Raw genomic sequence first — 24,994 nt, 5'->3', positions numbered from 1 at the left:
TATACAGCTCCATTGCGGGTCAGGCTTCCCCGCGTGGACTCCGGCCCGCCTCCTCCGCCACCCGGCTGACCTCCCACATGCGCCCGAACTCTCCCGTCGTCATCGCCTCCTCCGGCACCGTGCCCTGCGGGTCGATCAGCAGGACCTCGACCGCTCCGCCACGGACCAGGCACTTCTGCAGGCTCCTCGACCAGGCCGGTCGTGCCGTCAGGTAGATCACCTTCGCGGTCCGCACGAGCCGGACGGAAGCCGCTTCACCCGGTGGCCGCGCCCGCGCGGCGCTTGGCGCGATAGGTGAGCCACAGGCCCGTGCCGTACATGGCCACGCCGAGGACGATCATGACCGCGACGGTCGGCGCGCGCAGCCCCGGCTCCATGTACGTGGCCAGGAACCACGAGTGCTCCAGCATGCCGTTGTTCACGAAGATGCCGGCCACGATCCCCTGCGGGAACAGCGGGATGGCGCCGAGCGACCAGCAGGTCATGACGATCACCCGCTGGACCTTGGGCATGTCCGGCATCTTGAACGCCGTGCCGGCTCCTCCGTCGGGGCGGCGGCCCGTACGCATCATGTGCAGCAGCTCGGGGCCCCGGGCGGCCAGCCGCCGCTCGGCCAGCAGCCCCAGCCCCCAGTAGCACAGGACGCCGGTGCCCACCCCGGCCGCCACGCCCCACCAGCCGTACAGCACCGCCACCACGATGGCGGGCGCGCCCGTCAGCGCGACGAGGACCAGCACCAGGTACGCCAGGCCGGTCAGCGAGCCGTCGTCCTCGCTCGTCCGCAGGGGGTTGCCGCCGCGCTTCTGGGGGTCGGTGCCGGGCACCAGCGCGAACACAGAGATGAGCGGCACCAGCCCGGCCGCGCCGCCGAGCAGCGCGACCGTGGCCGCCAGGATCAGCGGCATCGTGCCCTCCACGACCAGGGCGAGCGCCACCCCGAGCACGACCGCCACCGGGCCCACGATCACCAGCCAGGCCCGCTGCCGGCCGCGCACGTCGGACGCGCCCGGCGTCATCAGCGACAACCAGAGCGCGGTGCCGTCGGTGCCGTAGAGGTTGGACGTCATGGCGGCCGCCATGACGATGAACATCGGCCCCGCCCACGGCAGCAGCCCCGCCCAGCCGAGCACGAGCGGCGCCCCCGCGAAGAACAGCCCGTACGCCAGCGCGAACGTCAGCTGATGGTTGCGCACGAGGTCGCGCGACCACGTACGCAGTTCCTTGGCGACCACGGCCGTGCCCGCCGTGCCCGCCCGCATCGGCCGGCGGCCACGCGCCGACGGCCGGGACGCGCCCGCCCGCCGGGTCAGCAGCGCCGCCCACGCGCCGAGCAGCAGCACGATCAGCACCGCCATCGCGGCCAGGGCCCAATAGCCGCCCCGCACCGCCAGCAACCCCCACCCCGACGGCAGGTACCGCACGAACTCGGGAATCCGCCCGCCCTGCCCGAACGCCACCGCGAAAACCCACGCCTGCCCCAGGAACGCCAGCACCACACCGTTGATCACCCCGGCGCCGATCGCCCCCACGCGCGAGCGCAGCGCGATGCCCAGCAGTCCCACTGCCACCTTCGACAGCAGCACGAACACCGCCAGCTGCAACACCATCGCGGGCACCGCGACCAGCGCCGCCACGGCGCTCTCCCGCGCGCCCGCCACCACGAGCCCCGACAGGGCGATCAGGCTGACCGCCGGCGCGACGCCCACGAACGCCGAGACCAACAGCCCGCCCGCCAGCCGCGCCGGCGGCAACCCCACCAGCGCGAAGAACTCGGGTCGCAACGTCTCGTCGCCGCCGCCGGAGAAGACGGGGCCGATGATCCAGCCGAGCATCCACACGGCGTAGGCGGCGGCCGCCCAGTCGCCGTCAAGGAGGGTCAGGTAGATCGTGCCCGCCGCGAGCACCAGCCCGAGCACGCCGCCCGTGGCCATCGTGCCGCCGCGCTGTCCCGTGACCGAATGGCGGAGGATCGCGACCTTCATCCGGACCAGAGTGACGGCTACAGCCATGACAATCCCCTGGTGCCGGTGGAGCCCGCGCCGACCAGCTCCACGAACCGGTCCTCCAGCGTCGCCGCGCCGCGCACCTCCTGCAGCGGGCCCGCCGCCGCCACCCGGCCCTTGTCGATCACGCCCACGTGGTCGCAGAGCTGCTCGACCAGCGCCATCACATGGCTCGACAACACGATCGAACCGCCGCCCGCCACGAACCCGCGCAGGATCATCTTGATCGTGGCAGCCGACACCGGGTCCACTGCCTCGAACGGCTCATCCAGCACCAGCAGCTTGGGCGCGTGCAACAAAGCCGTGGCCAGGCCGATCTTCTTACGCATGCCGGTCGAGTATTCGATCACCAGAGTCTTCTCGGCCCCGTCCAGCTCCAGCACCGACAGCAACTCCTCGGCCCGCTCGGCCACCACCTCCTTGCCCAGCCCGCGCAGCAGCCCGAGGTAGGTGAGAACCTCGCGGCCGGTGAGCCGCTCCGGCATGGCCATTCCGTCGGGCAGCACGCCCACCAGCTGCTTGGCCCGGCCGGGATCGGACCACACGTCGGCGCCGAAGATCCGCGCCGTTCCCGCGTCCGGCCTGAGCAGGCCGACCGCCATGGACAACGTGGTGGTCTTGCCCGCGCCGTTCTGCCCGACGAGGCCGTAGAACGACCCCTGGGGAACGGTCATGTCGATGTGGTCGACGGCGACGTTCTCGCCGAACGTCTTGGCCAACCCCTTGATCTCCAATGCGGCTGTCATGGGTCTCTCCTGGTGGCGATGGTGAACAAGGTGACGAGTTCGCGGGTGTGCAGGTCGAGGTCGAAGTCCGGATCATGCAGGAGGTGGCCGGGCACCGCGTCGATCGCGCCGCGAATGCTGACGGCCATGCTGCGCTGGTCGAAGTCGCGGAACTCGCCCGTCCGTTTGCCCCAGCCGAGCAGCTTCTCCAGGTCGGCGATCGCCACCTCGGCCTGCACCGCGTACGGCCCGGGGCCGCCCTCCTCGCCCGGAGTGTGCGTGATCACCTCCATCAGCGCCAGCAGGGGCTTGCGGCGCAGCCGCATGAACTCCATGTTGCTCTCGATGTAGGCGCGCAGGCCGTCGCTCGCCGTGGACTGGCCGAGGATGCGGTGGACCATCAGGTCGGTCGCCATCCTGGCGACCTCCGCGACGACCGCATCGATGAGCTGCTTCTTGCCGCCGAAGTGGTACGAGATCACGCCGGTGCTGATCTTTGCCTGCTCGGCGATCCTGGCCAGGGTCGTGTGGGCGTACCCCTGGTCGGCGAGCACCTCGATGGCGCACGCGATGATCTGGGCCCGGCGCGCCTGCTCAATGAACGTGCGACTTTCTGACGGCATGATCAGAATTCTAAACGGTCATTCAACTCGAGTGTCGCCTGGAGCCTGCCCGGGGCGTCGTGCCCGAAGGACGCCGGAGCTCGGTCAGGCGCGCAGGCGCAGGCCGCGGGGCGTCGGGTGGAACCCCGCCGCCTCAAGAGCGGCCGCCAGCGGTGAGTCGACGATGGAGGCCCCGTCGGCCCGCTCCACGGTCAGCTTGCCCAGCGCGCCGTCGCGTACGGCCAGGGCGAGGGCGTCGACGGCCGGCTGCAGGCGCGCGTCGTCGGTGAACGACAGCAGGGTCTTGCCACCCCGCTCGACGTAGAGCACCAGGTGGCCGTCGACCAGGACCACCAGGGACCCGGCCTTCCTGCCCGGCTTGTGCCCGACGTCGCCGGGATGCTGCGGCCAGGGGAGCGCGGCGCCGTACGGGCTGGCCGGGTCGGCGGCGGCGAGCACCACCGCCCGCCTTGAGCCGCCCGACCGCCCGGAGCCCGCGGAAACGCCCCCGAATCCGGTCCCCGGCGCGAGCCCGGCGCCCGGCTCGAATCCGGCCCCCGGCCCCGGTTCGGTACCCGGTCCGAGCCCGGTTTCCGGCGCGAAGCCGGACGCGCCCGGGGCGATGCCCGGTGCCATGGCGCGCATCCGGTCGACCGCCCCGGGCAGCGCGAACTGGGCACCGCCGAGCCCTTCGACGAAGTAGCCCCGCCGGCAGCGCCCGCTCTCTTCGTACGCCCGCAACACCTGGTAGACCGGCGTGAACCCACCGGGCAGGCGCTCCGAGGTCACCGCCCCGCGCGTCACCACCCCGTGCCGTTCGAGCAGCGTTTCGGCCTGGGCGTTGGCCCGCTGCGTCGCGTCGGGCGCGGGGCCGGGCAGCAACCACCACCGCCCGGCCACCGTGGGCGGCCCGCTCCTGCTCGGCAGCACCGCCCGGCGCCGCCGCGTGGTGGCGGGCCGGTGCGCGGGCCGTCCGGTGCCGAGGGTGGCCCGCAGCGGCGCGAGCGTGTCACCTGACACCCGCCCCGCCCACGCCAGGTCCCACAGCGCGGCGACGAGCGTCGTGTCGTCGAGCGAGCCGAGCTGGTCGGAGATCCCGCGGAAGAACAGCGCGCCACCCCCGCCCAGCAGTTCCAGCACGCTGTCGTGCACCGGCGTCATGGTGATCTCGGCGGGCTCGGGCAGCAGCAGCGGCGCGGTGTCGGCGAAGTAGAGGGACACCCAGCCGTCACCGCCGGGCAGTGAGCCCTGCCCCGCCCACATCACCTCGCCGGACGACGTCAGCTCGTCGAGCAGCGCCGGATGGTAGCCGGGCACCCGCGCGGGCAGGACCAGCGTCTCCAGCGCGGACGCGGGCACGGCCGCCCCCTGGAGCTGCTCGATGGAGCGGACCAGGGAGTCCATCGCCCTGGCCGCCCCCGCCCGCCCCGCCGAGGCCGGCCCCGAGCCGGTGATGCCGTGCCAGGCCGGGAGAAACAGGGCCAGCGTCTCCGGCGCGACCGGCTCGACCTCCTTGCGGAGCCTTGCCAGCGACCGGCGGCGCAACATCCGCAGCACCCCGGCGTCGCACCACTCCTCGCCCCGCCCGCCGGGCCGGAACTCGCCGCTGACGACCCGCCCGGTCACCGCCAGCCGCCGCAGCGCGTCCGTCACCACGGCGACGCCCAGCCCGAACCTCGCCGCGGCCGTGCCGGCGTGGAAGGGCCCGCGCGTGCGGGCGTGCCGCGCCACCAGGTCGGACAGCGGGTCGGCGACCGGCTCCAGGAACACGTGCGGCACCCCCACCGGCAGGGGCACGCCGAGCGCGTCACGCAACCGCGCCGCGTCCTCGATGGCGGCCCACTGCTCCTCGCCCGCGACGCGTACTTTGATCGCCCGCCGCGCGCGCTCCAGCTCCTGCAGCCAGGCCGGGTCGCCGCCGCGCACGCTCACGTCGGGCGCCAGCAGCGGGCCGTGCGAGCGCAGCAGGTCGGCGAGGTCTTCCGCGTCGCGCAGCGGCCGGTCGAGCCGGGCCAGCTCGCGCTCGCTGTCGGAGATCACGTCGGGTTCGAGAAGCTCGCGCAGGTCGGCCTGCCCGAGCAGCTCGGACAGCAGCGTGGTGTCGAGGGCCAGGGCCTGCGCCCGCCGCTCGGCCAGCGGCGCGTCGCCTTCGTACATGAACGCGCCCACGTAGTGGAACAACAACGACGCCGCGAACGGGGAGGCCTGCGAGGTCTCCACCTCCACCAGCCGCACCCTGCGCGCCGCGATGTCGCGCATGAGCCGGACGAGGCCGGGCACGTCGAAGACGTCCTGCAGGCACTCGCGCATCGTCTCCAGCACGATCGGGAACGAGGCGTATCGGGAGGCCACGCCCAGCAGGTGGGCGGCCCGCTGGCGCTGCTGCCACAGCGGGCTGCGCCTGCCCGGCGTGCGGCGCGGCAGCAGCAGCGCCCGCCCCGCGCACTCCCTGAACCGGGAGGCGAACATGGCCGACCCGCCCAGCTCCTCGGTGACGATCTGCTCGACCTCCTCGGCGTCGAACGCCGCCACGTCGGTGGGAGGCTCGGCCAGCGTGTCGGGGATGCGCAGCACGATGCCGTCGTCGGAGTGCACGGCCTGCACGTCGACGCCGTAACGCTCGCGCAGCCGCCGGTTGACGGCCAGCGCCCATGGCGCGTGCACCCGCGCGCCGTAGGGGGAGTGGATCACCACCCGCCAGTCGCCCAGCTCGTCGTGGAAACGCTCCACCAGCAACGTGCGGTCGTCGGGGACGTAGCCGGTGGCCTCGCGCTGCTCGTTGAGGTAGGCCAGCAGGTTGCCCGAGGCGTAGGCGTCCAGGCCCGCCGCCCGCATCCGGTCGGTCGAGCCCTGCTGGGCCTGCTCGCGCAGGAACCGCCCGATCGCCCGGCCCAGCTCGGCCGGACGGCCGGGCGCGTCGCCGTGCCAGAACGGCAGCTTGCCCGGCTGCCCCGGCGCCGGTGAGACGAGCACCCGGTCGGCCGTGATGTCCTCGATCCGCCAGGACGTCGCGCCCAGCACGAACACGTCGCCCACCCGCGACTCGTAGACCATCTCCTCGTCGAGCTCGCCCACCCTGGAGGAGCGCTCGCCCACCAGGAACACCCCGAACAGGCCGCGGTCGGGGATGGTGCCGCCGTTGGTGACCGCGAGCCGCTGCGCCCCTGGACGCCCCTGCAGGGTGCCGGTCACGCGATCCCACACGATGCGGGGGCGCAGCTCGGCGAACTCCTCGCTCGGATAGCGGCCGGCCAGCATGTCGAGCGTGGCCTCCAGCGCGCCACGCGGCAGCGTGGCGTAGGGGGCGGACCGCTTGACCACGGACTCCAGCTCGTCGACCGTCCACTCGTCGAGCGCCGTCATGGCGACGATCTGCTGGGCCAGCACGTCGAGCGGATTGCGCGGATAGCGCAGCTCCTCGATCTCGCCGCTCTTCATGCGCTCGGCCACCACGGCCGTCTGCACCAGATCGCCGCGGTATTTCGGGAAGATCACCCCTTTGGACACCGCCCCCACCTGGTGGCCCGCCCGGCCGATGCGCTGCAGCCCGCTGGCCACGCTCGGCGGCGCCTCCACGCACGCGACCAGGTCGACCGCGCCCATGTCGATGCCCAGCTCCAGGCTGGAGGTGGCGACCACGGCGGGCAGCCTGCCCGACTTGAGCGCCTCCTCGATCTGCGCCCGCTCCTCCTTGGAGACCGAGCCGTGGTGAGCGCGTACGATCTCCGTCACGACCCCCTTGGCGGATCCCGCCTGCGCCATCATCTCGGCGGGCGTGCGCCGGGGAGGCTCGGCGGCGCGGCCCTGATCGGGCGGACCCGTCTCCCAGATCGACGGATCGACGGCCTCCGTGCCGTGCTCGCGCTCATATGCCAGCTCGTTGAGCCGGGTGCACAGCCGCTCGGCCAGCCGCCGCGAGTTGGCGAAGACGATCGTCGAGCTGTGCGCCCCGATCAGGTCGAAGAGCCGGTCTTCGACATGCGGCCAGATCGACCTGCCGCTCGGCTCGGGCGCGAACTCCTCGCCCTCCTGCGGCTTGCCGCCCTCCATCTCCGTCATGTCCTCGACCGGGACGACGACCTCGATCTCGATCTGCTTCTCCGACGGCGGCTGCACCACGGTGGCCGGGCGAACCCCGCCCAGGAACGTCGCCACCTCGCTCACCGGGCGCACGGTCGCCGACAACCCGATGCGCTGCGCCGGCCGTTCGAGCAGGGCGTCGAGCCGCTCCAGGGTGAGCGCCAGATGCGCGCCCCGCTTGGTGGCCGCGACCGCGTGCACCTCGTCGACGATCACCGTCTCGACCTCGCGCAACGCCTCGCGTGCCTGGCTGGTGAGCAGCAGGAACAGCGACTCGGGCGTCGTGATCAGAATGTCGGACGGCCTGGCGGCGAACCGCCTGCGGTCCTCCGCCGGGGTGTCGCCCGAGCGGATCGCGACCGAGATCTCCGGCACCGGCAGCCCCAGCCGCCGCGCCGTCTGCTTGATGCCCGCCAGCGGCGCGCGCAGGTTGCGCTCGACGTCGACGGCGAGCGCCTTGAGCGGCGACACGTAGAGCACGCGCGTGCCCCTGCGCCCGGCCTGCCCCTGGGCCCGGCCCCCGGGCCGTCTCGGGGGCCGCTCCTGGACCCGCTCATCGACCGGCGTCGCGGCGAGCCGGTCGAGGGACCACAGGAACGCCGCCAGCGTCTTGCCCGACCCGGTGGGCGCGACGACCAGGGTGTTGTCGCCGCGCGCGATCGACTCCCACGCCCCCTCCTGGGCGGCGGTGGGCTCCTGGAATGCTCCGGTGAACCATTGCCTGGTCATCTGGCTGAAGTGGTCTAGCGAGCTCACCAGCACATACTGCCTCGCGTCACCGACAGAAACCGCATTCGCACGACGGCGCGTGATTGAGCGGGCGCCATGGCGGACATACAGCGACCGTGACCATTGACTACGCGTCCATCGAAGCCCGCCGTGCGGAGCTCAGGCGGCGTCACGTCTTACCGCACCGGCCGTCCAGCAGCGCGCGGGGCCTGCACCACGTGGCCCTGCTGTCGTCCGACGTGGAACGGACCATAACGTTCTACCAGGAACTCCTGGAGTTCCCGCTCACCGAGATCATCGAAAACCGCGACTACAAGGGCTCCAGCCACTTCTTCTTCGACATCGGCAACGGCAACCTGCTCGCCTTCTTCGACTTCCCCGGCCTCGACCTCGGGCCGTACCAGGAAGTGCTCGGCGGGCTGCACCACATCGCGATCTCCGTCGACCCCGCCACGTGGGAACGACTGCGCGGGAAGCTGGAGATGGCCGGCGTGCCGCACCAGATCGAGAGCGGCGCCTCCATCTACTTCAAGGACCCCGACGGCGCCCGCCTGGAACTGCTCGCCGACCATCTCGGTGAGATGTACGGCGCGCGGGTGATGTGACCTAGCGGCGCGACGCCCTGCGCGTTCGCGGCCTGCCCGTACGCGGTAACCGCCTGATGCCCGCGTGCCGCTCGGCACGCTCCTCCTTCTCCTTCCGCACGGCGAGGCGCAGCGCGAGCCGCAACCGGCGGCGCCTGGCCCTGTTGGCCCTGGCGACGGCTGACTTCGGGGGTGAAGACTTGGGGGTCTTTGGCATGGGGATGTCCTACCCACCCGCGGCGGGCTTCCATACTTGAGTGCATGCGCCTGACCGAGTTCTGGAGACGGATGAACGCTCACTTCGGTGAGACCTACGCCGAGTCATGGGCGCGCGACTACGTGCTCGCCCCGCTCGGCGGGCGGACGGTGACGCAGGCGCTGGCCGACGGTGAGAGCGCCAAGACCGTCTGGCGCGCCGTGTGCCAGGTGGAGGACGTCTCGCCCAAGCTGCGCTGAAGCGGCTAGGGCTGGGCCGCGTCCAGCGCCCGGCGCAGCGCCGCGGCCGTGCTCTCCAGATCGTCGGCGCTGCCCTGCCCTCCCGCAGACCAAAGGAAGAGCCAGCCCTGGCCGGACGGCGTCGCGAAGATGATCGTCTGGCGGCCGGTGCGCGGATGCCACACCCACAACACCGGATCGTCCTCGCCGACCAACCGGCTGACCAGTCCCACGTCGGGCAGCAGTTCGGCGAGCGACTCCAGATGGACGCGCCGTTCCCCGGTGAAGCCGCTCGCCACGTCGCCGCCTCCAAGCTTTCGCCCTGCAGTGAGTCTCCCCAGCTCACCGCGCATCACAACACGCCGGGGCCGACCCTCGTGAACATCACGTGGCGAGATCGAGGAATTACGCGGAGCGCGGGCTTCCAGTGTTCCGGATCCATGAGGATCCGGGTGGGCAGAGCCGAGGGGCCTCTTCGAGGATCCGGTCCTGGTGGACTCCCGGCGGCGATGCCGGAAACCCTGCCACCGCCGGGACGTCCTGGCGTACCTTAAGTCACCTGCGCTGATCGGCTTCAGGGCGGGGCACGGCTCGTGGCGTGTTCCCGCTGTGCTCGAACAGCCGTTCGGCTACGATGGAAGCGCGCCGAGCCACGTCTTCCCCGGCAGTCCCAGAAAATGTCGGTGGCAGGCCGTAGCTTTCACTCGACTGACCGGACCACGATCCTCCAGGGGGAGTTCCATGGCTATCAACGACCGCGAGAAGGCCCTCGAGACCGCACTCGCCCAGATCGAGCGGCAGTTCGGCAAGGGCTCAGTGATGCGCCTGGGCGACGACGCCCGAGCTCCCATCGAGGTGGTCCCCACCGGGTCGATCTCCCTCGACGTGGCCCTCGGCATCGGCGGCCTGCCGCGTGGCCGCATCGTCGAGGTCTACGGCCCTGAGTCCTCGGGCAAGACGACCATCGCCCTGCACGCGGTGGCCAACGCCCAGCGGGCCGGCGGCATCGCGGCGTTCGTCGACGCCGAGCACGCCCTCGACCCCGAATACGCCAAGAAGCTCGGCGTCGACACCGACGCCCTGCTGGTCTCCCAGCCCGACACCGGTGAGCAGGCGCTCGAGATCGCCGACATGCTCATCAGGTCCGGCGCCGTCGACATCATCGTCATCGACTCGGTGGCAGCGCTCGTGCCCAAGGCCGAGATCGAGGGTGAGATGGGCGACAGCCACGTCGGCCTCCAGGCCCGCCTCATGTCCCAGGCGCTGCGCAAGATCGCCGGTGCCCTGAGCAGCACCGGCACCACCGCCATCTTCATCAACCAGCTCCGCGAGAAGATCGGTGTGATGTTCGGCTGCATGTCGTACGGCACGCGCGTCACGCTCGCCGACGGCACACAGGAGAAAATCGGCAAGATCGTCAATCAGAAGATGGACGTCGAGGTTCTCTCCTACGACCCGGAGACCGACAAGCTCGTTCCCCGCCGCATTGTCAACTGGTTCGACAACGGCAACGCCGAGCGGTTCCTGCAGTTCACTGTGGCCAAGTCGGGCGGAAACGGAAAGGCCCAGTTCGCTGCGACGGAGAACCACCAGATCCGCACCCCGGGCGGCTGGCGTGACGCCGGTGAGCTGATCGCGGGAGATCGCGTCATGCTCACGGAGACCCACCGCTTGAGCGACAAGCAGTGGCAGGTCATCCTGGGGTCGCTGATGGGAGATGGAAACCTGTCGCCCAATCGCCGTGGCCGCACCGGCGTTCGCTTCCGCATGGGGCATGGCGCCAAGCAGGAGGACTACCTGTCCTGGAAGTGCTCGATGCTCGGCAACATCACCCACAGCCGCAGCACCAACTCCAAGGGCGCGGTCTTCGCCGACTTCACTCCTCTTCCCGAGCTCGAAGAGCTGCGCCAGGTGGTCTACCTCGGTGGCGGCAAGAAGCACATCACCTCGGAATACCTCAAGGCGCTGACACCTCTGGCTCTGGCGGTGTGGTACATGGACGATGGCTCGTTCACGCTCCGTTCGAAAGGGTTGCAGCAGCGCACCGAAGGCGGTTCCGGTCGCATCGAGATCTGCGTCGAGGCGATGAGCCAGGGCTCCCAGGAGCGTCTTCGCGACTACCTGTGTGACACCTATGGCCTCAACGTGCAGGTTCAGCATCGCGGGGCCCGGGGCGTGGCCGTCCTGCAGTTCGACACGGCATCGTCGGCCACGTTCCAGAAGCTGGTGGCGCCCTACGTCCACCCCTCTATGGCCTACAAGCTCCTGCCTCGCTATCGCGGCCAGTTCGCGGTCGAGCCGGAGTTCGCCGACCCCGAGCCGCGGCTCGTGCCCTCACGGATCCTTGACATTCGCATCAAGCCGAAGGCCCGCTCCATGAGGAAGTTCGACCTCGAGATCGAGGGGACGCACAACTACTTCGTCGACGGTGTCATGGTCCACAACAGCCCCGAGACGACGACGGGTGGCAAGGCGCTCAAGTTCTACGCCTCGGTCCGGATGGACATCCGCCGCATCGAGACGCTCAAGGACGGCACGGAGGCGGTCGGCAACCGCACCAGGGTCAAGGTCGTCAAGAACAAGATGGCGCCGCCCTTCCGCGTCGCCGACTTCGACATCCTCTACGGTGTGGGCATCTCCCGCGAGGGCGGCCTCATCGACATGGGTGTGGAGCACGGCTTCGTGCGCAAGTCCGGCGCCTGGTACACCTACGAGGGCGACCAGCTCGGCCAGGGCAAGGAGAACGCGCGCAACTTCCTGCGCAACCACCCCGACATGGCCAACGAGATCGAGAAGAAGATCAAGGACAAGCTGGGTGTCGGCCCACGCCTCGACACCCCGGCCGAGCCCGCCGCTCCGGCCCCGGCGGCCGCTCCTTCCGGCCGGGGTTCCAAGTCCACCCCCAAGCCGGGTGACGTCTGATCGCTGACCCTATGAGCAACCCCGAGCGGCCACAGGCGCCCCAGCCACACAATCGGGGCGCCTGGCCGAAGTCCACCTCGCCGCGGGGCCGTGACCTCGCTCTCTCGGCGGCGGACGGCTGGCCATCACTCGACGAGTGGCGCAACCGTCCTCGCACCCCCGATCCCGAGCCCGGCGGCGCCACGGATTCCGGCAGCCCGGCAGAAGGTCCCGGCGTGCCCGGTTGCCCGCCTCCGACGCCGGGCCGCCCCCGCCTGGACCGCGATGGTTCGGGGCGTGATGGACAGCGTGCCCCCGGTGTCCCGGCAGAGCTGGAGCAAGGAGCCACCGGCTCCCCGCCTCCGGAGGCCGACGGCTCCCGCGTGCGCGATGGCGGGCCGGCTGACAGGTCTTCCGGCGACGGAGACGGCGGATGGCATTCCGAGGTGCTGGCCGGGGACAGTTGGTTCGGCAAAGACCATGCCAGGGGCCGCGGGAAGGGCACTGAAGGCAGGAGCCGAGCTGACAAGTGGGCCGGAGGCGGCGAGAACGCCTCAGGCGGGCAGGACGAAGGCAGCGGGAGCCCGGCGGGCGAGTGGGGTGAGGACGGTGCGAGGCGATCGGGCAGAGGGCGCCGGTCCGGTCGGTCCAGCAGGCGCGCAGGAAAGGGCCCGCGGGGATGGTTGCCGGAAGGGCCTGACGCCGACAGCCCGGCCGGGGCCGCTCCGGCCGCCGACCCGGAGTCGGTGGCCCGGGCCATCTGCCTGCGCCTTCTCACCATGGCTCCCAAGACGCGAGCCCAGCTCGCCGAAGCTCTGCGCAAGCGGGAGGTGCCGGACGACGCCGCGGAGGCGGTGCTCAGCCGGTTCTCTGAGCTGGGGCTGATCGACGACGAGGCCTTCGCCACGGCCTGGGTCGACTCCAGGCACCACGGTCGCGGCCTGGCCAAGCGCGCCCTGGCCGCCGAGCTGCGCCATCGGGGCGTCGACACCGACACGGTCAAGGAAGCCGTCGACCGCCTCGATCCCGACCAGGAGGCGGAGACCGCTCGCCGGCTGGTGGAGCGCAAGCTGGCCGCGACCCGCTCCCTCGACCCGCGCGCCCGCACCCGCCGCCTCGCCGGCATGCTCGCCCGCAAGGGCTACCCGTCGGGCCTGGCCTTCCGCGTCATCCGCGAGGCCCTGGAACAGGAGGGCATCGACATGGAAGAAGACTTCCCCTGACGGGACCCCTGACGGGACGTCTGCCCCTGGCTTCAAAGGGGATGGTCGCTCTCCTTCGACGAGCACCCCGCCCGGAACTCAACCTCTCGGGAGGGCCGACGTCCGGCCCGGCGAGCTCGCCTCGCTGGGAATGGACGTTCCTCCGGAGAGTCTGACTCGCTGGGAGCGGACGTTTCGCCGGAGAGTCTGACCCGCCGTCAGCCTGGTGGATGCCTGGCGCATTCAACGCGGCCGCCTGAAGGATGTCCGCGTCCGGCACGGGGAGCGTGCCGGATCCCGGCGGTTTCCCAGGGCAATGGCGGATCTTGTGGTGGATGTGGCGATGCGGGTCCGTAAGACACGCTTGGAGACGCGTTTGCTTGCTCGTGACCTGTTCGACGCATAACCTCGACGGCAGTGAGGGAGTTACTCCGCGCAGTGCGGATTGCCATACCGGTGAACGACGGACGAGCGAGCTTGGGCGATCGAGGCAGGCGAGGTGTCGGCTTTCCGAGCCGACGCCCGGTCAGCCTTGGCTGGGCATCGACCCAGGTGATGACCGGGCTGTCCGTGGCGTGCTTGTGACCCCTCCCGTTTTGTGGCCGCGTTATGAGGTGTTGACGACGCGAGGAGGGCGGGGCGCACATGGGGCCGCTGGTCGTGGTGCTGATGGTGGCGGTGCTCGTGCTCGCGTTCGGGATGATCGTCGCGCTCCTCGTTGTCATACGCCGCACCTCCGGCCCTCTGCCACGTTCCGGCAAGCCGAGCTCCGAGCAGATGCAGGCCGTTCACGAGGAGCTCGAGCAGGCGCGTGAGGAGGCGCAGGAGATCCGCCACAAGGCGGAGACGGACGCCGAGGAGATCCTGCGCAGGTCGGAGAGCGCTGCCGAGAGCGCGGCGCAGATGCGGCGGGAGGTCGAGGAGGAGGCCCGGATCCTCAAGTCCGAGCTCAAAGAGCTACGGACCGACCTGGAGCGCAGGGAGGCCAGGCTGGCCGAGCGCGAGCAGCGGCTGGACGAGGAGGCCAGACGGCAGTCCGAGCGTGACAGGAAGCTCGCCGAGACGGAAGTCGAGCTGGCCGACCGGCGCGAGGAGCTGCTCCAGGTCGAGCAGGAGCGGCAGGTCATCCTGGAGCGGGTCGCCGGGCTGACCGGCGCGCAGGCCAAGGCGGAGCTGGTCAGGGAGATCGAGAACCAAGCCAAGCGCGAGGCCGCCCTGATCGTCAGGGAGATCGAGGGGGCCGCTCGCAAGGAGGGCGAGAAGCGGGCCACCAAGATCGTGACGCTGGCCGTGCAGCGGGTGGCGGCGGAGCAGACGGCGGAGTCGGTCGTCAGCGTGTTGCACCTGCCGGGCGACGAGATGAAGGGCCGGATCATCGGGCGCGAGGGGCGTAACATCCGCGCCTTCGAGTCCACCACCGGGGTCAACCTGATCATCGACGACACGCCTGAGGCGGTGTTGCTGTCGTGCTTCGACCCGGTGCGGAGGGAGACCGCCAGGCTGACGCTGGAGAAGCTGGTGCTGGACGGCCGCATCCATCCGCAGCGCATCGAGGAGGCCCATGACCGCAGCCGCCAGGAGGTCCAGGACCTGTGCGCCCGGGCCGGCGAGGACGCCCTGGTCGAGCTGGGCATCACCGACATGCATCCCGAGCTGACGCTGCTGCTCGGGCAGTTGCGCTACCGCACCTCTTATGGACAGAACGTCCTCAAGCACCTGATCGAGTCCGCGCACATCGCGGGCATCATGGCCGCCGAGCTGAAGCTGAACCAGCGGCTGATGAAGCGTTGCGCCCTGCTCCACGACATCGGCAAGGCTCTCACGCACGAGGTCGAGGGCAGTCACGCGCTGATCGGCGCGGAGATCGCCCGACGCTACGGCGAGGAGGAGGACGTGGTGCACGCCATCGAGGCGCACCACAACGAGGTCGAGGTCCGCACCGTCGAGGCGGTGCTCACGCAGGCCGCCGACGCGATCAGCGGCAGCCGTCCAGGGGCCCGCCGTGAGTCCCTGGAGGCCTACGTCAAGCGGTTGGAGCGGCTGGAGGAGATCGCGCAGTCGTACGACGGGGTGGAGAAGGTCTTCGCCATGCAGGCCGGCCGGGAGATCCGCGTCATGGTCAAACCCGACGCGGTCGACGACATCCAGGCGCAGGTGATCGCCCGCGACGTGGCCAAGCAGGTGGAGGAGGAGCTGACCTACCCGGGGCAGATCCGCATCAGCGTGGTCAGGGAGTCGAGGGCCACCGAGTTCGCCCGTTAGGCGAAGATCTGCTGGTAGAAGGCGAGCTCTGCGGCGAGCGCCGCGGCCCGCGTCTCGGCGCGGCGGAAGCCGTGTGACTCCCCGTCGAAGGAGAGATAGGTGCACGGGATGCCGCGTTCGGAGAGCGCGTCGGCGAAGGCCACCGACTGCTGGGGCGGCACCACGGGGTCGTCGAGCCCCTGCAGGAGCAGCATGGGGCAGGTCACGTCGTCGACGAGGCCCAGCGGCTCGCGGGCGGCGTAGACCTGCGGGTCTTCCGGCCCCACCAGCCACTCCACGTAGCGTGACTCGAAGTCGTGGGTGTGCTCGGAGAGGGGCGCGAGCGCGCTGATGCCGTAGTAGGAGACGCCGCCCGCGAACACGTCGGACCGGCAGCACGCGGCCAGCACGGTCCAGCCGCCCGCGCTGCTGCCGCGTACCGCGATCTTGGCGGGGTCGGCCAGGCCTTCGGCGGCCAGCCATCGTGCGGCGGCGATCGTGTCGGCGACGTCAACCAGGCCCCACTGCCCTTTCAGCCGGTCGCGGTAGGGCCTGCCGTAGCCGGTGGAGCCGCCGTAGTTGACGTCGAGCACGCCGATGCCGCGCGAGGTCAGGAACGCCTTCTCCAGGTCGAGCGCGCTGTCGGCGCAGGCCGTCGGCCCGCCGTGCACGAAGATCACGTATGGGGGGACGCCGGTGGTCGCCGGTCCGTGCGGCGGATAGAGGAACGCGGGGGCCGGCGTCTCCACCGCCCGGGGAAGCGGCAGGCAGGCGGGGTCGGGCAGGCGCGCGACGTCCTGGCCGAGCGCGACGTGCGTGCCCGCCGCCGTGTCCACCTGGACGACCGACCGGGGGAGCGTGGCGGAGTAGCCGACCCCGACCACGGACGTGCCCTCGGCCGCCAGCGCCGCGTCCCACCCCGAACGGGGCACGTCGAGGTCGGTCAGGGTGCCCGACTCGGGGTCGAGCACGCCCATCCGCAGGTCGCCGCGCCCGTGCAGGATCGCGATGCGCCCGTCGCCGAGCACGGTGTACGGCCATCCGCCCAGCTGCCACGGCGGCGCCGCGAACTCCTCCTCGGCGGGATGGACCGCCCGCGTATCCGCGCCCCCCAGACCGGTCTCGTGGAGGTTCCACCATCCTGAGGAGTCAGAGATCAGGTAGAGGTGGGCGTCGTCCTTCCAGGCGGGGGCGAGCACGGATTCGGCGGGCCCGCCGCGCACGGTCCACTCCTCGCCGCTGGAGAGGCGGACGACCCGCAGCTCGGTGCCGTCCCAGGGCATGAGCGGGTGGTTCCAGCAGAGGTAAGCCAGGTGCCGCCCGTCAGGGGAGACGGCGGGGGAGGCGTAGAAATCGCAGCCCGTGACCCAGGTGCGAGGGTCGCCGCCGTCCAGCGGGACGGACACGATGGCCCGGGTCACCTTGCCGTCGTCGCCGTGCCGCTCGCGCACGGCCCACACCTGGCCGTCGTGCACGACCAGGTCGGCGTAGCGGCAGCCGTCGCCGGTGAGCGGCTCGGGCTCACCGCCGTCCGCCAGGATGTACAGGCGCTGGTCGTCGAGGTTGGCGAAGACCACCTCGCCGCCGGGGGCCACGGTGTAGGGCCTGCCGCCGTACTCGTGCACGCGGGTGCGCGCGCACCACGGGGCCCGCAGCAGCTCGCGGTGGGTGCCGTCGGCGGCGCGGCACACGATCGTGGTGCGTCCGCCCTCCTCGGGGCGGTCCTCGGTCCACCACACCCGGCCGCCCCGAATCGTGGGCCAGCTCGGACGCACGCCTGCGCTCGCCACGTCTCTGGTCGTGATGGGGGAGGGCCAGAAAGGCATACCCGCATCCTGCCGGAAGATCGGCGAGCGTGCTGGCCGGATCTTGGATCAGGGGCAGCCCGCGGGCGGTGGTGGCGCCGTGGGCAGGTCGAGCCCTGTCCTGCCGAACCACTTCTGCAGCAGCCGGGCGGCCGTGCCGTCCGCCCACATCATGGTGATCGCCTCGTCGACGGCCTCGCACGTGGCGATCTCGCCCTCCTTGAGGCCGACGGCCCACTGCTCCTCGCTGATCGGGTCGTTGAGCAGCCTGAGCTTCTTGGGGTCCTGCTCGACGTACCCGGCCAGGGACAGGTTCTCGGTGCTCACCGCGTCGAGTTGGCGGTCGAGGAGCTTGCGTACGCACTCGGAGTAGTTGGCCGCGGGCACGAGGATGGCCGGCAGGTCCAGCTTGCCGTCCGGCGGCGGGTCGACGATGCGCCGGTAGGAGTTGGACCCCTTGGCCAGGCAGATGCGCTGGCCCGCCAGGTCGCTGGTCTTCTGGATGGAGGTGTCGTCGCGGCGGACCATCGTGTCCTGGTAGGCCGTCACGTACGGGCCCGCGAACGTCACCCTGGGCTTGCGCGACATGGTGATGGAGTAGGAGGCGACGACCATGTCGACGGTGCCGTTCTGGAGCAGCGCCTCGCGGGCTGAGGAGGGGGCCTCGCGCCACGTGATGTGCACGTTCTCGCCGCCCGCGAGGTGGCGGACGATGTAGCGGGCGACGTCGATGTCGAAACCCTCGGGGGCGCCGGGCCCGGTCTTGAGGCCCACGCCCGGCTGGTCCCACTTGGTGCCGACCGTGACCGTGCCGCCTTCTCTGATCTTCTCCGCGACGGTGGAGAATGAGCCGTTTCCGCCGCACGCCGCCAGGCACACGGCCATGGCCGCCCCTGCGAGCGCCGCCCCACGCATGGTCACCCCGATCATCTCCTGTAAGAGGAGCTTGTCGGCTGAATAACGCGCGCAGGCCGGTGTTTCAACGCCTCCAACGGAGAAGTGGGACTTTCTTGGGGATTTATCGGTGTACGGGCGGCGCGTTCACCGCCCGTACACCGTCAGGCGGCGCCTTCGCCCATGCCCACGGCCGGCGTGACCGGCTTGGCGGCCGTCTTGCGGCTGCGCCTGCTCCGCCCCTCCAGCCAGGTGGCCAGGTAGCTCAGGGCCATGTTGAGCGCGACGTAGATGATGCCGATGACGATCGCCGCCGGGATCAACGAGCCGAAGAACCGGGCAGGAAGGATCTTGAAGCCGGTGTTGAGCAGGTCGACGTAGGCGATGATGTAGCCGAGCGCGGTGTCCTTCAGCAGCACCACGAGCTGGCTGACGATCGCCGGCATCATCGCCGTGACGGCCTGCGGCAACAACACCAGCCGCATGACCTGGTTCTTCCGCATGCCCACCGCGTAGGCGGCCTCCGACTGCCCCTTGGGGACGGCCTGCACGCCGGCCCTGACGACTTCGGCGAGCACCGAGCCGTTGTAGAGCATCAGGCCGACGACCACCGCCATGAACGCGTAGTCGCCGCCGCCCAGCAGCAACGGGGCCAGGTAGAAGATGAAGAAGATCAGCAGCAGCAGGGGGATGGCCCTGAAGACCTCCACCACCACGCCGGCCGGGACCCTGATCCAGGCATGGTCCGAGAGCCGGGCCAGGCCGAAGATCGCGCCGAAGGCGAGCGCGAGCACCGCGGCCACGGCCGCCGCCTTCAGGGTGCCGATGAGACCCGGGATGATGTAGAACTCCCACGTCTCCCACTGCAGGAACGGCTGCCAGATCTTGCCTTCCCACTGGCCCTTGGCGTCGAACCCCTTGTAGACGCCGTAGACGACCGCCCCGACGGCGATGACGCTGACGACGGTGAGGGCGTGGTTGCGCACCCGCCCGCGCGGCCCGGGGGCGTCGAACAGGACAGAAGTGCTCATCGGACCACCGCCAGGCGCCGCGACAACCAGCCGGTGAAGAACCCGATCGGCATGGTCAGCACCATGAAGGCGACGACGATGCCGAGAAAGATGGGGATCGACGCGCCGGTCTGGTCGAACGTCTCCTTCATCACGGCCGCCGCATCGGCGAGGAACCCGCCGGCGGTGGCGACCGTGGTGTTCTTGATCATGGCGATGATCACGCTGCCCAGCGGGGCGACCACGGCGCGGAACGCCTGCGGCAGGATGATCATCGTGAGTGACTGGCTGAACGTCAGGCCGATCGCCCTGGCGGCCTCGGCCTGCCCCATCGGCACCGTGTTGACACCCGAGCGCAGCGCCTCGCACACGAAGGCCGCCGTGTAGAGCGACAGGCCCATCGCGACGAGCCAGAACGAGTTGGACCGCGGCTCGTCGGAGAAGATCAGGCCCAGCTGGTCGCTCAGGCCCAGCGCCGAGAACGCCAGCACCAGTGTCAGGGGGGTGTTACGGACAACGTTGACGTAGATCGTGCCCGCCGCGCGCAACACCGGCGTGGGGGAGACCCGCATCGCGACCAGGATCGTGCCGAGGATCAGCGATGCGACCAGGGCCACGAGCGCGAGCTTGACGTTCTCCAGGAATCCCAACGCGAGGTCGGGGGCGTACGTGATTAGTTCGTCCATCGTGCTCCACCGCAGGGGCGAAAGGCGGCCGGGGGGCCGGCCGCCGTCGCCGACGTGATCAGCTGCAGCCCTCGGCCGGCGGCGCGGCCTCCGACAGCTTCAGGCCCTGGATGCCGCCGAACCACTTGTCCAGCAGCTGCTTCATGGTGCCGTTGTCCCACAGCTTCTTCACCGCGGCGTTGACGGCCTCGCACGTCTTCGTGTCGCCCTTCTTCAGGCCGACGCCGTACTTCTCGTCGGTGAAGCCCTGGCCCAGCACCTTGAAGTTGCCGCCCGCCTGCTTGGCGAAGCCCGCCAGGATCAGGTCGTCGGTGGTGACGGCGTCGAGGTTGCTGCCGGTCAGCTTCTGCACGCACTCGGAGTAGTTGGCCGCGTCGACGGTCGTGGCGTCGATGTCGAGCTCGCCGTCCGGCGGCCCTTCGGTGATGCGCTTGTAGGAGTTGGAGCCGGCTGCCTTGCAGATCTTCTTGCCCTTGAGCTCCTGCGGGCTGTTGATCGACGTGTCGTCCTTGCGGACCATGACGTCCTGGTGGGCGATCACGTAGGGGCCGCCGAAGGTGACCTTGCCCTTGCGCTCCTCGGTGATGGAGTAGGTGGCGACGACCATGTCGACCGTGCCGTTCTGGAGGAACGGCTCACGGTTGGACGAGGCCGACTCCTTCCACTCGATCTCGACCTCCTTGCCGCCGGCCAGCTCCTTCACCAGGGCCTTGGCCACGTCAACGTCGAATCCCTCGGGCTCGGCGCCCATCTTCAGGCCCAGGCTCGGCTGGTCCCACTTGGTGCCGACCACGATCGTGTTGGCGCCCTGGACCTTCTCCAGCACGGTGGCGTACGTCTGCTCGCCGCCACCACAAGCCGTCAGGCCGGCGGCCAGAGCCGCTACCGAGAGCACCGCTCCCGTTCGACGCATGTGCATGTGTACCTGCCTCAATCTCAGTGCGTGAGGATCTTCGAAAGGAAGTCGCGCGCCCGGTCGGTCTGCGCGTTGGTGAAGAACTCGTCGGGGGTGTTCTCCTCGACGATCTGCCCGTCTGCCATGAACACGACGCGGTTGGCGGCGCGGCGGGCGAAACCCATCTCGTGCGTGACGACCACCATGGTCATCCCGTCACGGGCCAGCCCGACCATGACATCGAGCACCTCCTGCACCATCTCGGGGTCCAGTGCCGAGGTCGGCTCGTCGAACAGGATCATCTTCGGGTCCATCGCCAGTGCCCTGGCGATGGCGACCCGCTGCTGCTGGCCACCCGACAGCTGGGCCGGATACTTGTCCGCCTGTGCTGCGATACCTACCCGTTCGAGAAGCTCCATCGCACGCTTGTTGGCCGCATCGCGCGCGATCCCGCGCACCTTGATCGGGCCGAGCGTGACGTTCTCCCGGATGGTCTTGTGAGCGAACAGATTGAACGACTGGAAGACCATGCCGACGTCGGAACGGAGCCTCGCCAGGGCCTTGCCCTCCTCGGGCAGCACCTGGCCGTCAAATATGATCTGCCCGTCACTGATCGTCTCCAGCCGGTTGATCGCGCGGCAGAGCGTGGACTTCCCGCCGCCCGACGGGCCGATGACGACCAGAACCTCGCCACGAGAGACGGTCAAGTTGATGTTCTTCAGGACATGCAGCGCCCCGAAGTGCTTGTTGACGTTCTCCAACCGAACCAGTGGAGCGCCGTCGCCGTTCTCCGTCATGCACCCAAACGGTAGAGGGCATTAAGACGCTGGTCACTAACCGGGTGGTACCGATCCGATCACATCGTGCCGTCAAGCTGGTCTTTTAGATCGGTACGGGCCGTCTCAAGCCTGACAACGACTACCCTGGAAAGCGCCATGACTGTGACCCAGGAAAGCGCCCGCACCTATGAAGTGCGCACATATGGGTGCCAGATGAACGTCCACGACTCCGAACGCCTCTCCGGCCTGCTGGAGGATGCCGGCTACGTGCCCGCCCCCGACGGCGAGACCGCCGACGTGGTCGTGTTCAACACGTGTGCCGTGCGGGAGAACGCCGACAACCGCCTCTACGGCAACCTCGGCCACCTGCGGCCCGCCAAGGTGAGCAACCCGCGCATGCAGATCGCCGTGGGCGGCTGCCTCGCCCAGAAGGACCAGGGCGAGATCGTCCGCAAGGCGCCATGGGTCGACGTGGTCTTCGGCACCCACAACATCGGCTCGCTGCCGGTGCTGCTGGAGCGCGCCCGCATCGAGGGCGAGGCGCAGGTCGAGCTGAAGGAGTCGCTCGAGGTCTTCCCCTCGACGCTGCCCACCAGGCGCGAGTCCGCCTACGCCGCCTGGGTGGCCGTCTCGGTCGGCTGCAACAACACCTGCACGTTCTGCATCGTCCCCTCCCTGCGCGGCAAGGAGAAGGACCGCCGGCCCGGCGAGATCCTGGCCGAGGTCGAGACCCTCGTCGGCCAGGGCGTCCTCGAGGTCACGCTGCTGGGCCAGAACGTCAACACCTACGGCGTGGAGTTCGGCGACCGGCTGGCCTTCGGCAAGCTGCTGCGCTCGTGCGGCTCCATCGAGGGCCTGGAGCGGGTCCGCTTCACCTCGCCCCACCCCGCCGCGTTCACCGACGACGTGATCGCCGCCATGGCCGAGACGCCCAACGTCATGCACCAGTTGCACATGCCGCTGCAGTCGGGCTCCGACCGGGTGCTGCGCGCGATGCGCCGCTCCTACCGCGCCGAGCGCTACCTCGGCATCATCGAACGCGTGCGCGCCGCCATGCCGGACGCTGCCATCTCGACCGACATCATCGTCGGCTTCCCCGGCGAGACCGAGGAGGACTTCCAGGCCACGCTCGACGTCGTCAGGCAGAGCCGCTTCGCCAACGCCTTCACCTTCCAGTACTCCATCCGTCCCGGCACGCCGGCGGCCACCATGGACGACCAGATCCCCAAGGAGGTCGTCCAGGAACGCTACGAGCGGCTGGTGGCCCTCCAGGAGGAGATCTCGTGGGAGGAGAACAAGAAGCAGGTGGGCCGGACGCTCGAGGTGCTGGTCGCCGAGGGCGAGGGGCGCAAGGACGACGCCACCCGCCGGCTGTCCGGCCGCGCGCCCGACAACCGGCTCGTGCACTTCGCCGTGGGCTCGGAAGCTCCCCGGCCGGGTGACATGGTGACGGTCGAGGTGACGTACGCGGCCCCGCACCACCTGGTGGCGGACGGGCCGGCGTACGCGGTCAGGCGGACGCGGGCGGGCGACGCCTGGGAGTCCCGCCAGGCCGGTCCTTCCACGGGGCCGGGGGTGCTGCTCGGCATGCCCACCGTCGGCCGCCCCGCTCCCACCACCGCCCCGTCGGGCGCCTGCTCAGCCCACTGACCAAGGCGCAGCCCTCCGCCCGAGGGCTGACGCCTCCCTTCGCCGCGCTCGCCGAGGCCGCCAGGCAGACGCTCCCCGGCCGGGAAGCCCGCTTCGTTCCCGGATCAGGGCTCGGCCGGATCGGTGGCGCGACGTCCCCAGATACCCGGCACACCACCTGCCCACCTGTCTCCCCTGCTCTCTGGCCCGCCTGTCCGGTGCCCGGGCGCCGGACAGGCGCTCTCACGGCCGCATCCCGATGGCCAAGCGTCAGCGAGTGAGGCGGTCGAGGAAGCTGTAGCAGGGCTGCCGGCGGAAGTCGTCGAACGTGGCGCAGGGGTCGATGCCGCGTGCCGGAGGCGCGGGGACGGCCGGGCGCCTGGTCGGCGCTGGGTCGCGGGGAGGCGGCTGAGGGGGCGACTGCGGAGAGGGCGAGCCCGCCGGGCCGGGCGCCGCGGACCGTACCTGCACGGGTGGCCCGGGAGCCGCCGACCGGTCGCGGAAGGGCGGTGGAGGCGCGGCCGTGCGTCCGGGAAAGGGCGCCGGTGACCCCGGGGGCGCGGTCGCGGCCGGCGGGCCCGTGGCAGGTGAGGGGCGGACGGGTTCGTGCGTGCCCCAGGGCGGTGCCGGGGCGTCCCGGGGAGGCGTTCGGGTGCCCCAGGGCGGCGTTCCCGTGATGTCCCAGGGCGGCGGGACGGGCTGGATCCACGGCGGCGCCAACGGCCCCATCACGGCGTCCACGGTCTGTGAGGGCGGTTGCGGGAACGTTCCAGGAAATGGCCCGGAAGTTCGGGAGGCGGTCGCCCTTTGTGTCATGTTCGACGCCCAGAGTGGCGGCGAAGGCGTTATCGATCTTGAGGAATGCGGAGATTCCTGATCGAATTCGGCGGAGCTTTGCGGAGACGGTTCTGAGGAGTCGGTGAATGCCAGGAAAATTCCCAGGGTCGCGGTGACGAGTACCCCGGCTGTTCCGGCCAGCGGTGCCAGGTTGGCGCGGCTACCTGGTCTTATGGATCTAAGGGGGGACAAGTCGTGATTCCTTCGTGATTGTTCTGCGAGCATTCCGGTGTTGCGGCTAGTGTGGTCCATCACCCGCGGAAGCCGGTGAGCTTTCCCGATACGACCGCAGGGAGCTGCAACACCATGCAAGGTTCGCGTGAGCCGGATCATCAGGAGATCCTGGAGGGGCCTGGGGACACCCGCCTGGCTTCGAGGAATGCGCCGCCAGGGCACAAGTCCTCGAAGAACAACAAGAAGATCGCCATGATCGTCGCCTCGGTGGCGGTCGCACTGGTGGCGGCGGCCGGCGGCGGCTACTTCCTGGCGGGAGACCCCGCCGATCCCGCACGGCCCGGAGGCGCCTCCCAGCCGGCGCCCTCGCAGAGCGCGGCCGGCGACGAAGAACTCCAGGGTGACGACGACGCGACCATGGGTGACGCCAGGACCGACGCCCCTGACGACAACCTGCCGACCGGCGAGGACGACGGCAGCATGGGCGACGCCGGGACGGACAACGACGGCGAGGGCGGCCCGGGCAACCACGACACGGGCTCGACGGGCTCCAACCCGTCCGATGGCACCAAGCAGACCAACACCGGCAAGAAGCCCGCGACGACGTCCCCGAGCAAGCCCGCGCAGGACGAGGCCGACACCCCGGCCGACGGCCCGGGGGGCCTGGTCAACGGCCAGTGCGCCAAGGCCGGCTGCTGAAGGTGTCACGAAGGGCCACTCGCCCATCGAAGGCGTCAGGGAGGCCGGGGGCCGCTCGCCATTGAGCGCCCGGGTGCTCGCGTC

At 70.5% G+C, this 24,994-nt stretch carries 20 protein-coding genes; 7 read left to right on the top strand and 13 right to left on the bottom strand.

Features of this window, described 5'->3' with window-relative positions:
- Positions 1-19 precede the first annotated feature (19 nt).
- The 5 genes from ACZ6SA_RS03505 to ACZ6SA_RS03485 all read right to left on the bottom strand — a co-directional run bounded on the left by ACZ6SA_RS03505 (position 20) and on the right by ACZ6SA_RS03485 (position 8,172).
- On the bottom strand, positions 20-235 hold the full coding sequence (locus ACZ6SA_RS03505) for a hypothetical protein (RefSeq protein WP_347641615.1): 216 nt from the start codon (positions 233-235) through the stop codon (positions 20-22).
- Between the two features lie 19 nt (positions 236-254).
- A complete protein-coding gene (locus tag ACZ6SA_RS03500) occupies positions 255-2,009 on the bottom strand; it encodes a hypothetical protein (protein WP_347641616.1) in 1,755 nt (584 codons plus the stop codon).
- A complete protein-coding gene (locus ACZ6SA_RS03495) occupies positions 2,000-2,749 on the bottom strand; it encodes an ABC transporter ATP-binding protein (protein WP_347641617.1) in 750 nt (249 codons plus the stop codon). The genes ACZ6SA_RS03500 and ACZ6SA_RS03495 overlap by 10 nt, the downstream gene beginning before the upstream one ends.
- Positions 2,746-3,351, bottom strand: coding sequence for a TetR/AcrR family transcriptional regulator (locus tag ACZ6SA_RS03490; RefSeq protein WP_347641618.1), 606 nt, complete (start codon positions 3,349-3,351; stop codon positions 2,746-2,748). The genes ACZ6SA_RS03495 and ACZ6SA_RS03490 overlap by 4 nt, the downstream gene beginning before the upstream one ends.
- 84 nt (positions 3,352-3,435) lie before the next feature.
- Entirely contained in the window at positions 3,436-8,172 is a 4,737-nt protein-coding gene (locus ACZ6SA_RS03485; RefSeq protein WP_465826422.1) for an ATP-dependent helicase, read from the bottom strand.
- An 83-nt stretch (positions 8,173-8,255) separates the two neighbouring features.
- Here ACZ6SA_RS03485 and ACZ6SA_RS03480 point away from each other — a divergent pair, with 83 nt between their 5' ends.
- Complete coding sequence (locus ACZ6SA_RS03480; protein WP_347620246.1) at positions 8,256-8,744, top strand: VOC family protein; 489 nt, start codon at positions 8,256-8,258, stop codon at positions 8,742-8,744.
- Between the two features lies 1 nt (position 8,745).
- On the opposite strand, the gene ACZ6SA_RS03475 is transcribed toward ACZ6SA_RS03480, so the two are convergent.
- Complete coding sequence (locus ACZ6SA_RS03475) at positions 8,746-8,940, bottom strand: hypothetical protein (protein WP_347641620.1); 195 nt, start codon at positions 8,938-8,940, stop codon at positions 8,746-8,748.
- Between the two features lie 44 nt (positions 8,941-8,984).
- Here ACZ6SA_RS03475 and ACZ6SA_RS03470 point away from each other — a divergent pair, with 44 nt between their 5' ends.
- Positions 8,985-9,179: a DUF3046 domain-containing protein gene (locus ACZ6SA_RS03470; protein ID WP_132596118.1), complete on the top strand. Its 195-nt coding sequence runs from the start codon at positions 8,985-8,987 to the stop codon at positions 9,177-9,179.
- A 5-nt stretch (positions 9,180-9,184) separates the two neighbouring features.
- On the opposite strand, the gene ACZ6SA_RS03465 is transcribed toward ACZ6SA_RS03470, so the two are convergent.
- Positions 9,185-9,457: a hypothetical protein gene (locus ACZ6SA_RS03465; protein ID WP_347641621.1), complete on the bottom strand. Its 273-nt coding sequence runs from the start codon at positions 9,455-9,457 to the stop codon at positions 9,185-9,187.
- A gap of 442 nt (positions 9,458-9,899) precedes the next feature.
- Here ACZ6SA_RS03465 and recA point away from each other — a divergent pair, with 442 nt between their 5' ends.
- The 3 genes from recA (at position 9,900) to rny (ending at position 15,523) form a co-directional block, all read left to right on the top strand.
- Complete coding sequence (gene recA / locus ACZ6SA_RS03460; protein ID WP_465826420.1) at positions 9,900-12,080, top strand: intein-containing recombinase RecA; 2,181 nt, start codon at positions 9,900-9,902, stop codon at positions 12,078-12,080.
- A gap of 662 nt (positions 12,081-12,742) precedes the next feature.
- The gene (recX, locus tag ACZ6SA_RS03455; RefSeq protein WP_465826418.1) at positions 12,743-13,282 is read left to right on the top strand and encodes a recombination regulator RecX; all 540 of its coding nucleotides are present in this window, start codon (positions 12,743-12,745) and stop codon (positions 13,280-13,282) included.
- Positions 13,283-13,906: 624 nt separating this feature from the next.
- Positions 13,907-15,523 carry a ribonuclease Y gene (gene rny / locus ACZ6SA_RS03450; RefSeq protein WP_347641623.1) on the top strand — a complete coding sequence of 539 codons (1,617 nt, stop codon included), beginning with the start codon at positions 13,907-13,909 and terminating at the stop codon, positions 15,521-15,523.
- Here the strand turns inward: rny and ACZ6SA_RS03445 are convergent.
- The 6 genes from ACZ6SA_RS03445 to ACZ6SA_RS03420 all read right to left on the bottom strand — a co-directional run bounded on the left by ACZ6SA_RS03445 (position 15,520) and on the right by ACZ6SA_RS03420 (position 21,589).
- A complete protein-coding gene (locus tag ACZ6SA_RS03445; protein ID WP_465826417.1) occupies positions 15,520-17,328 on the bottom strand; it encodes a S9 family peptidase in 1,809 nt (602 codons plus the stop codon). The genes rny and ACZ6SA_RS03445 overlap by 4 nt on opposite strands.
- Positions 17,329-17,376: 48 nt before the next feature.
- On the bottom strand, positions 17,377-18,222 hold the full coding sequence (locus ACZ6SA_RS03440) for a glutamate ABC transporter substrate-binding protein (RefSeq protein WP_347643107.1): 846 nt from the start codon (positions 18,220-18,222) through the stop codon (positions 17,377-17,379).
- A 143-nt stretch (positions 18,223-18,365) separates the two neighbouring features.
- The gene (locus tag ACZ6SA_RS03435) at positions 18,366-19,232 is read right to left on the bottom strand and encodes an amino acid ABC transporter permease (protein WP_465826416.1); all 867 of its coding nucleotides are present in this window, start codon (positions 19,230-19,232) and stop codon (positions 18,366-18,368) included.
- Positions 19,229-19,897 (bottom strand): amino acid ABC transporter permease, encoded by a 669-nt coding sequence (locus ACZ6SA_RS03430; protein ID WP_443150239.1) that lies wholly within the window; start codon positions 19,895-19,897, stop codon positions 19,229-19,231. The genes ACZ6SA_RS03435 and ACZ6SA_RS03430 overlap by 4 nt, the downstream gene beginning before the upstream one ends.
- 58 nt (positions 19,898-19,955) lie before the next feature.
- The gene (locus ACZ6SA_RS03425) at positions 19,956-20,816 is read right to left on the bottom strand and encodes a glutamate ABC transporter substrate-binding protein (protein ID WP_465826414.1); all 861 of its coding nucleotides are present in this window, start codon (positions 20,814-20,816) and stop codon (positions 19,956-19,958) included.
- 17 nt (positions 20,817-20,833) lie between these two features.
- Entirely contained in the window at positions 20,834-21,589 is a 756-nt protein-coding gene (locus tag ACZ6SA_RS03420; RefSeq protein WP_347620236.1) for an amino acid ABC transporter ATP-binding protein, read from the bottom strand.
- A gap of 138 nt (positions 21,590-21,727) precedes the next feature.
- On the opposite strand from ACZ6SA_RS03420, the gene miaB reads away from it, so the two are divergent.
- Together miaB and ACZ6SA_RS03410 are read left to right on the top strand one after the other, a co-directional pair.
- Positions 21,728-23,221 carry a tRNA (N6-isopentenyl adenosine(37)-C2)-methylthiotransferase MiaB gene (gene miaB / locus ACZ6SA_RS03415; protein ID WP_465826413.1) on the top strand — a complete coding sequence of 498 codons (1,494 nt, stop codon included), beginning with the start codon at positions 21,728-21,730 and terminating at the stop codon, positions 23,219-23,221.
- A 1,122-nt stretch (positions 23,222-24,343) separates the two neighbouring features.
- Positions 24,344-24,910 carry a hypothetical protein gene (locus ACZ6SA_RS03410; protein WP_465826411.1) on the top strand — a complete coding sequence of 189 codons (567 nt, stop codon included), beginning with the start codon at positions 24,344-24,346 and terminating at the stop codon, positions 24,908-24,910.
- Positions 24,911-24,994 lie beyond the last annotated feature (84 nt).

This window comes from Nonomuraea sp. NPDC049378 (genome assembly GCF_055586745.1).
Note: the sequence above shows the minus strand (reverse complement) of the source record. Positions and strands in the feature narration are given on the sequence as shown.

Coding starts and splice junctions, on each gene's coding strand:
- rny (WP_347641623.1), top strand. CDS start 13,907: ATGGGGCCGCTGGTCGTGGTGCTGATGGTGGCGGTGCTCGTGCTCGCG.
- miaB (WP_465826413.1), top strand. CDS start 21,728: ATGACTGTGACCCAGGAAAGCGCCCGCACCTATGAAGTGCGCACATAT.
- ACZ6SA_RS03435 (WP_465826416.1), bottom strand. CDS start 19,232: ATGAGCACTTCTGTCCTGTTCGACGCCCCCGGGCCGCGCGGGCGGGTG.
- ACZ6SA_RS03425 (WP_465826414.1), bottom strand. CDS start 20,816: ATGCACATGCGTCGAACGGGAGCGGTGCTCTCGGTAGCGGCTCTGGCC.
- ACZ6SA_RS03495 (WP_347641617.1), bottom strand. CDS start 2,749: ATGACAGCCGCATTGGAGATCAAGGGGTTGGCCAAGACGTTCGGCGAG.
- ACZ6SA_RS03430 (WP_443150239.1), bottom strand. CDS start 19,897: ATGGACGAACTAATCACGTACGCCCCCGACCTCGCGTTGGGATTCCTG.
- ACZ6SA_RS03410 (WP_465826411.1), top strand. CDS start 24,344: ATGCAAGGTTCGCGTGAGCCGGATCATCAGGAGATCCTGGAGGGGCCT.
- ACZ6SA_RS03470 (WP_132596118.1), top strand. CDS start 8,985: ATGCGCCTGACCGAGTTCTGGAGACGGATGAACGCTCACTTCGGTGAG.
- ACZ6SA_RS03420 (WP_347620236.1), bottom strand. CDS start 21,589: ATGACGGAGAACGGCGACGGCGCTCCACTGGTTCGGTTGGAGAACGTC.
- ACZ6SA_RS03440 (WP_347643107.1), bottom strand. CDS start 18,222: ATGCGTGGGGCGGCGCTCGCAGGGGCGGCCATGGCCGTGTGCCTGGCG.
- ACZ6SA_RS03500 (WP_347641616.1), bottom strand. CDS start 2,009: ATGGCTGTAGCCGTCACTCTGGTCCGGATGAAGGTCGCGATCCTCCGC.
- ACZ6SA_RS03445 (WP_465826417.1), bottom strand. CDS start 17,328: ATGCCTTTCTGGCCCTCCCCCATCACGACCAGAGACGTGGCGAGCGCA.
- ACZ6SA_RS03490 (WP_347641618.1), bottom strand. CDS start 3,351: ATGCCGTCAGAAAGTCGCACGTTCATTGAGCAGGCGCGCCGGGCCCAG.
- ACZ6SA_RS03475 (WP_347641620.1), bottom strand. CDS start 8,940: ATGCCAAAGACCCCCAAGTCTTCACCCCCGAAGTCAGCCGTCGCCAGG.
- recA (WP_465826420.1), top strand. CDS start 9,900: ATGGCTATCAACGACCGCGAGAAGGCCCTCGAGACCGCACTCGCCCAG.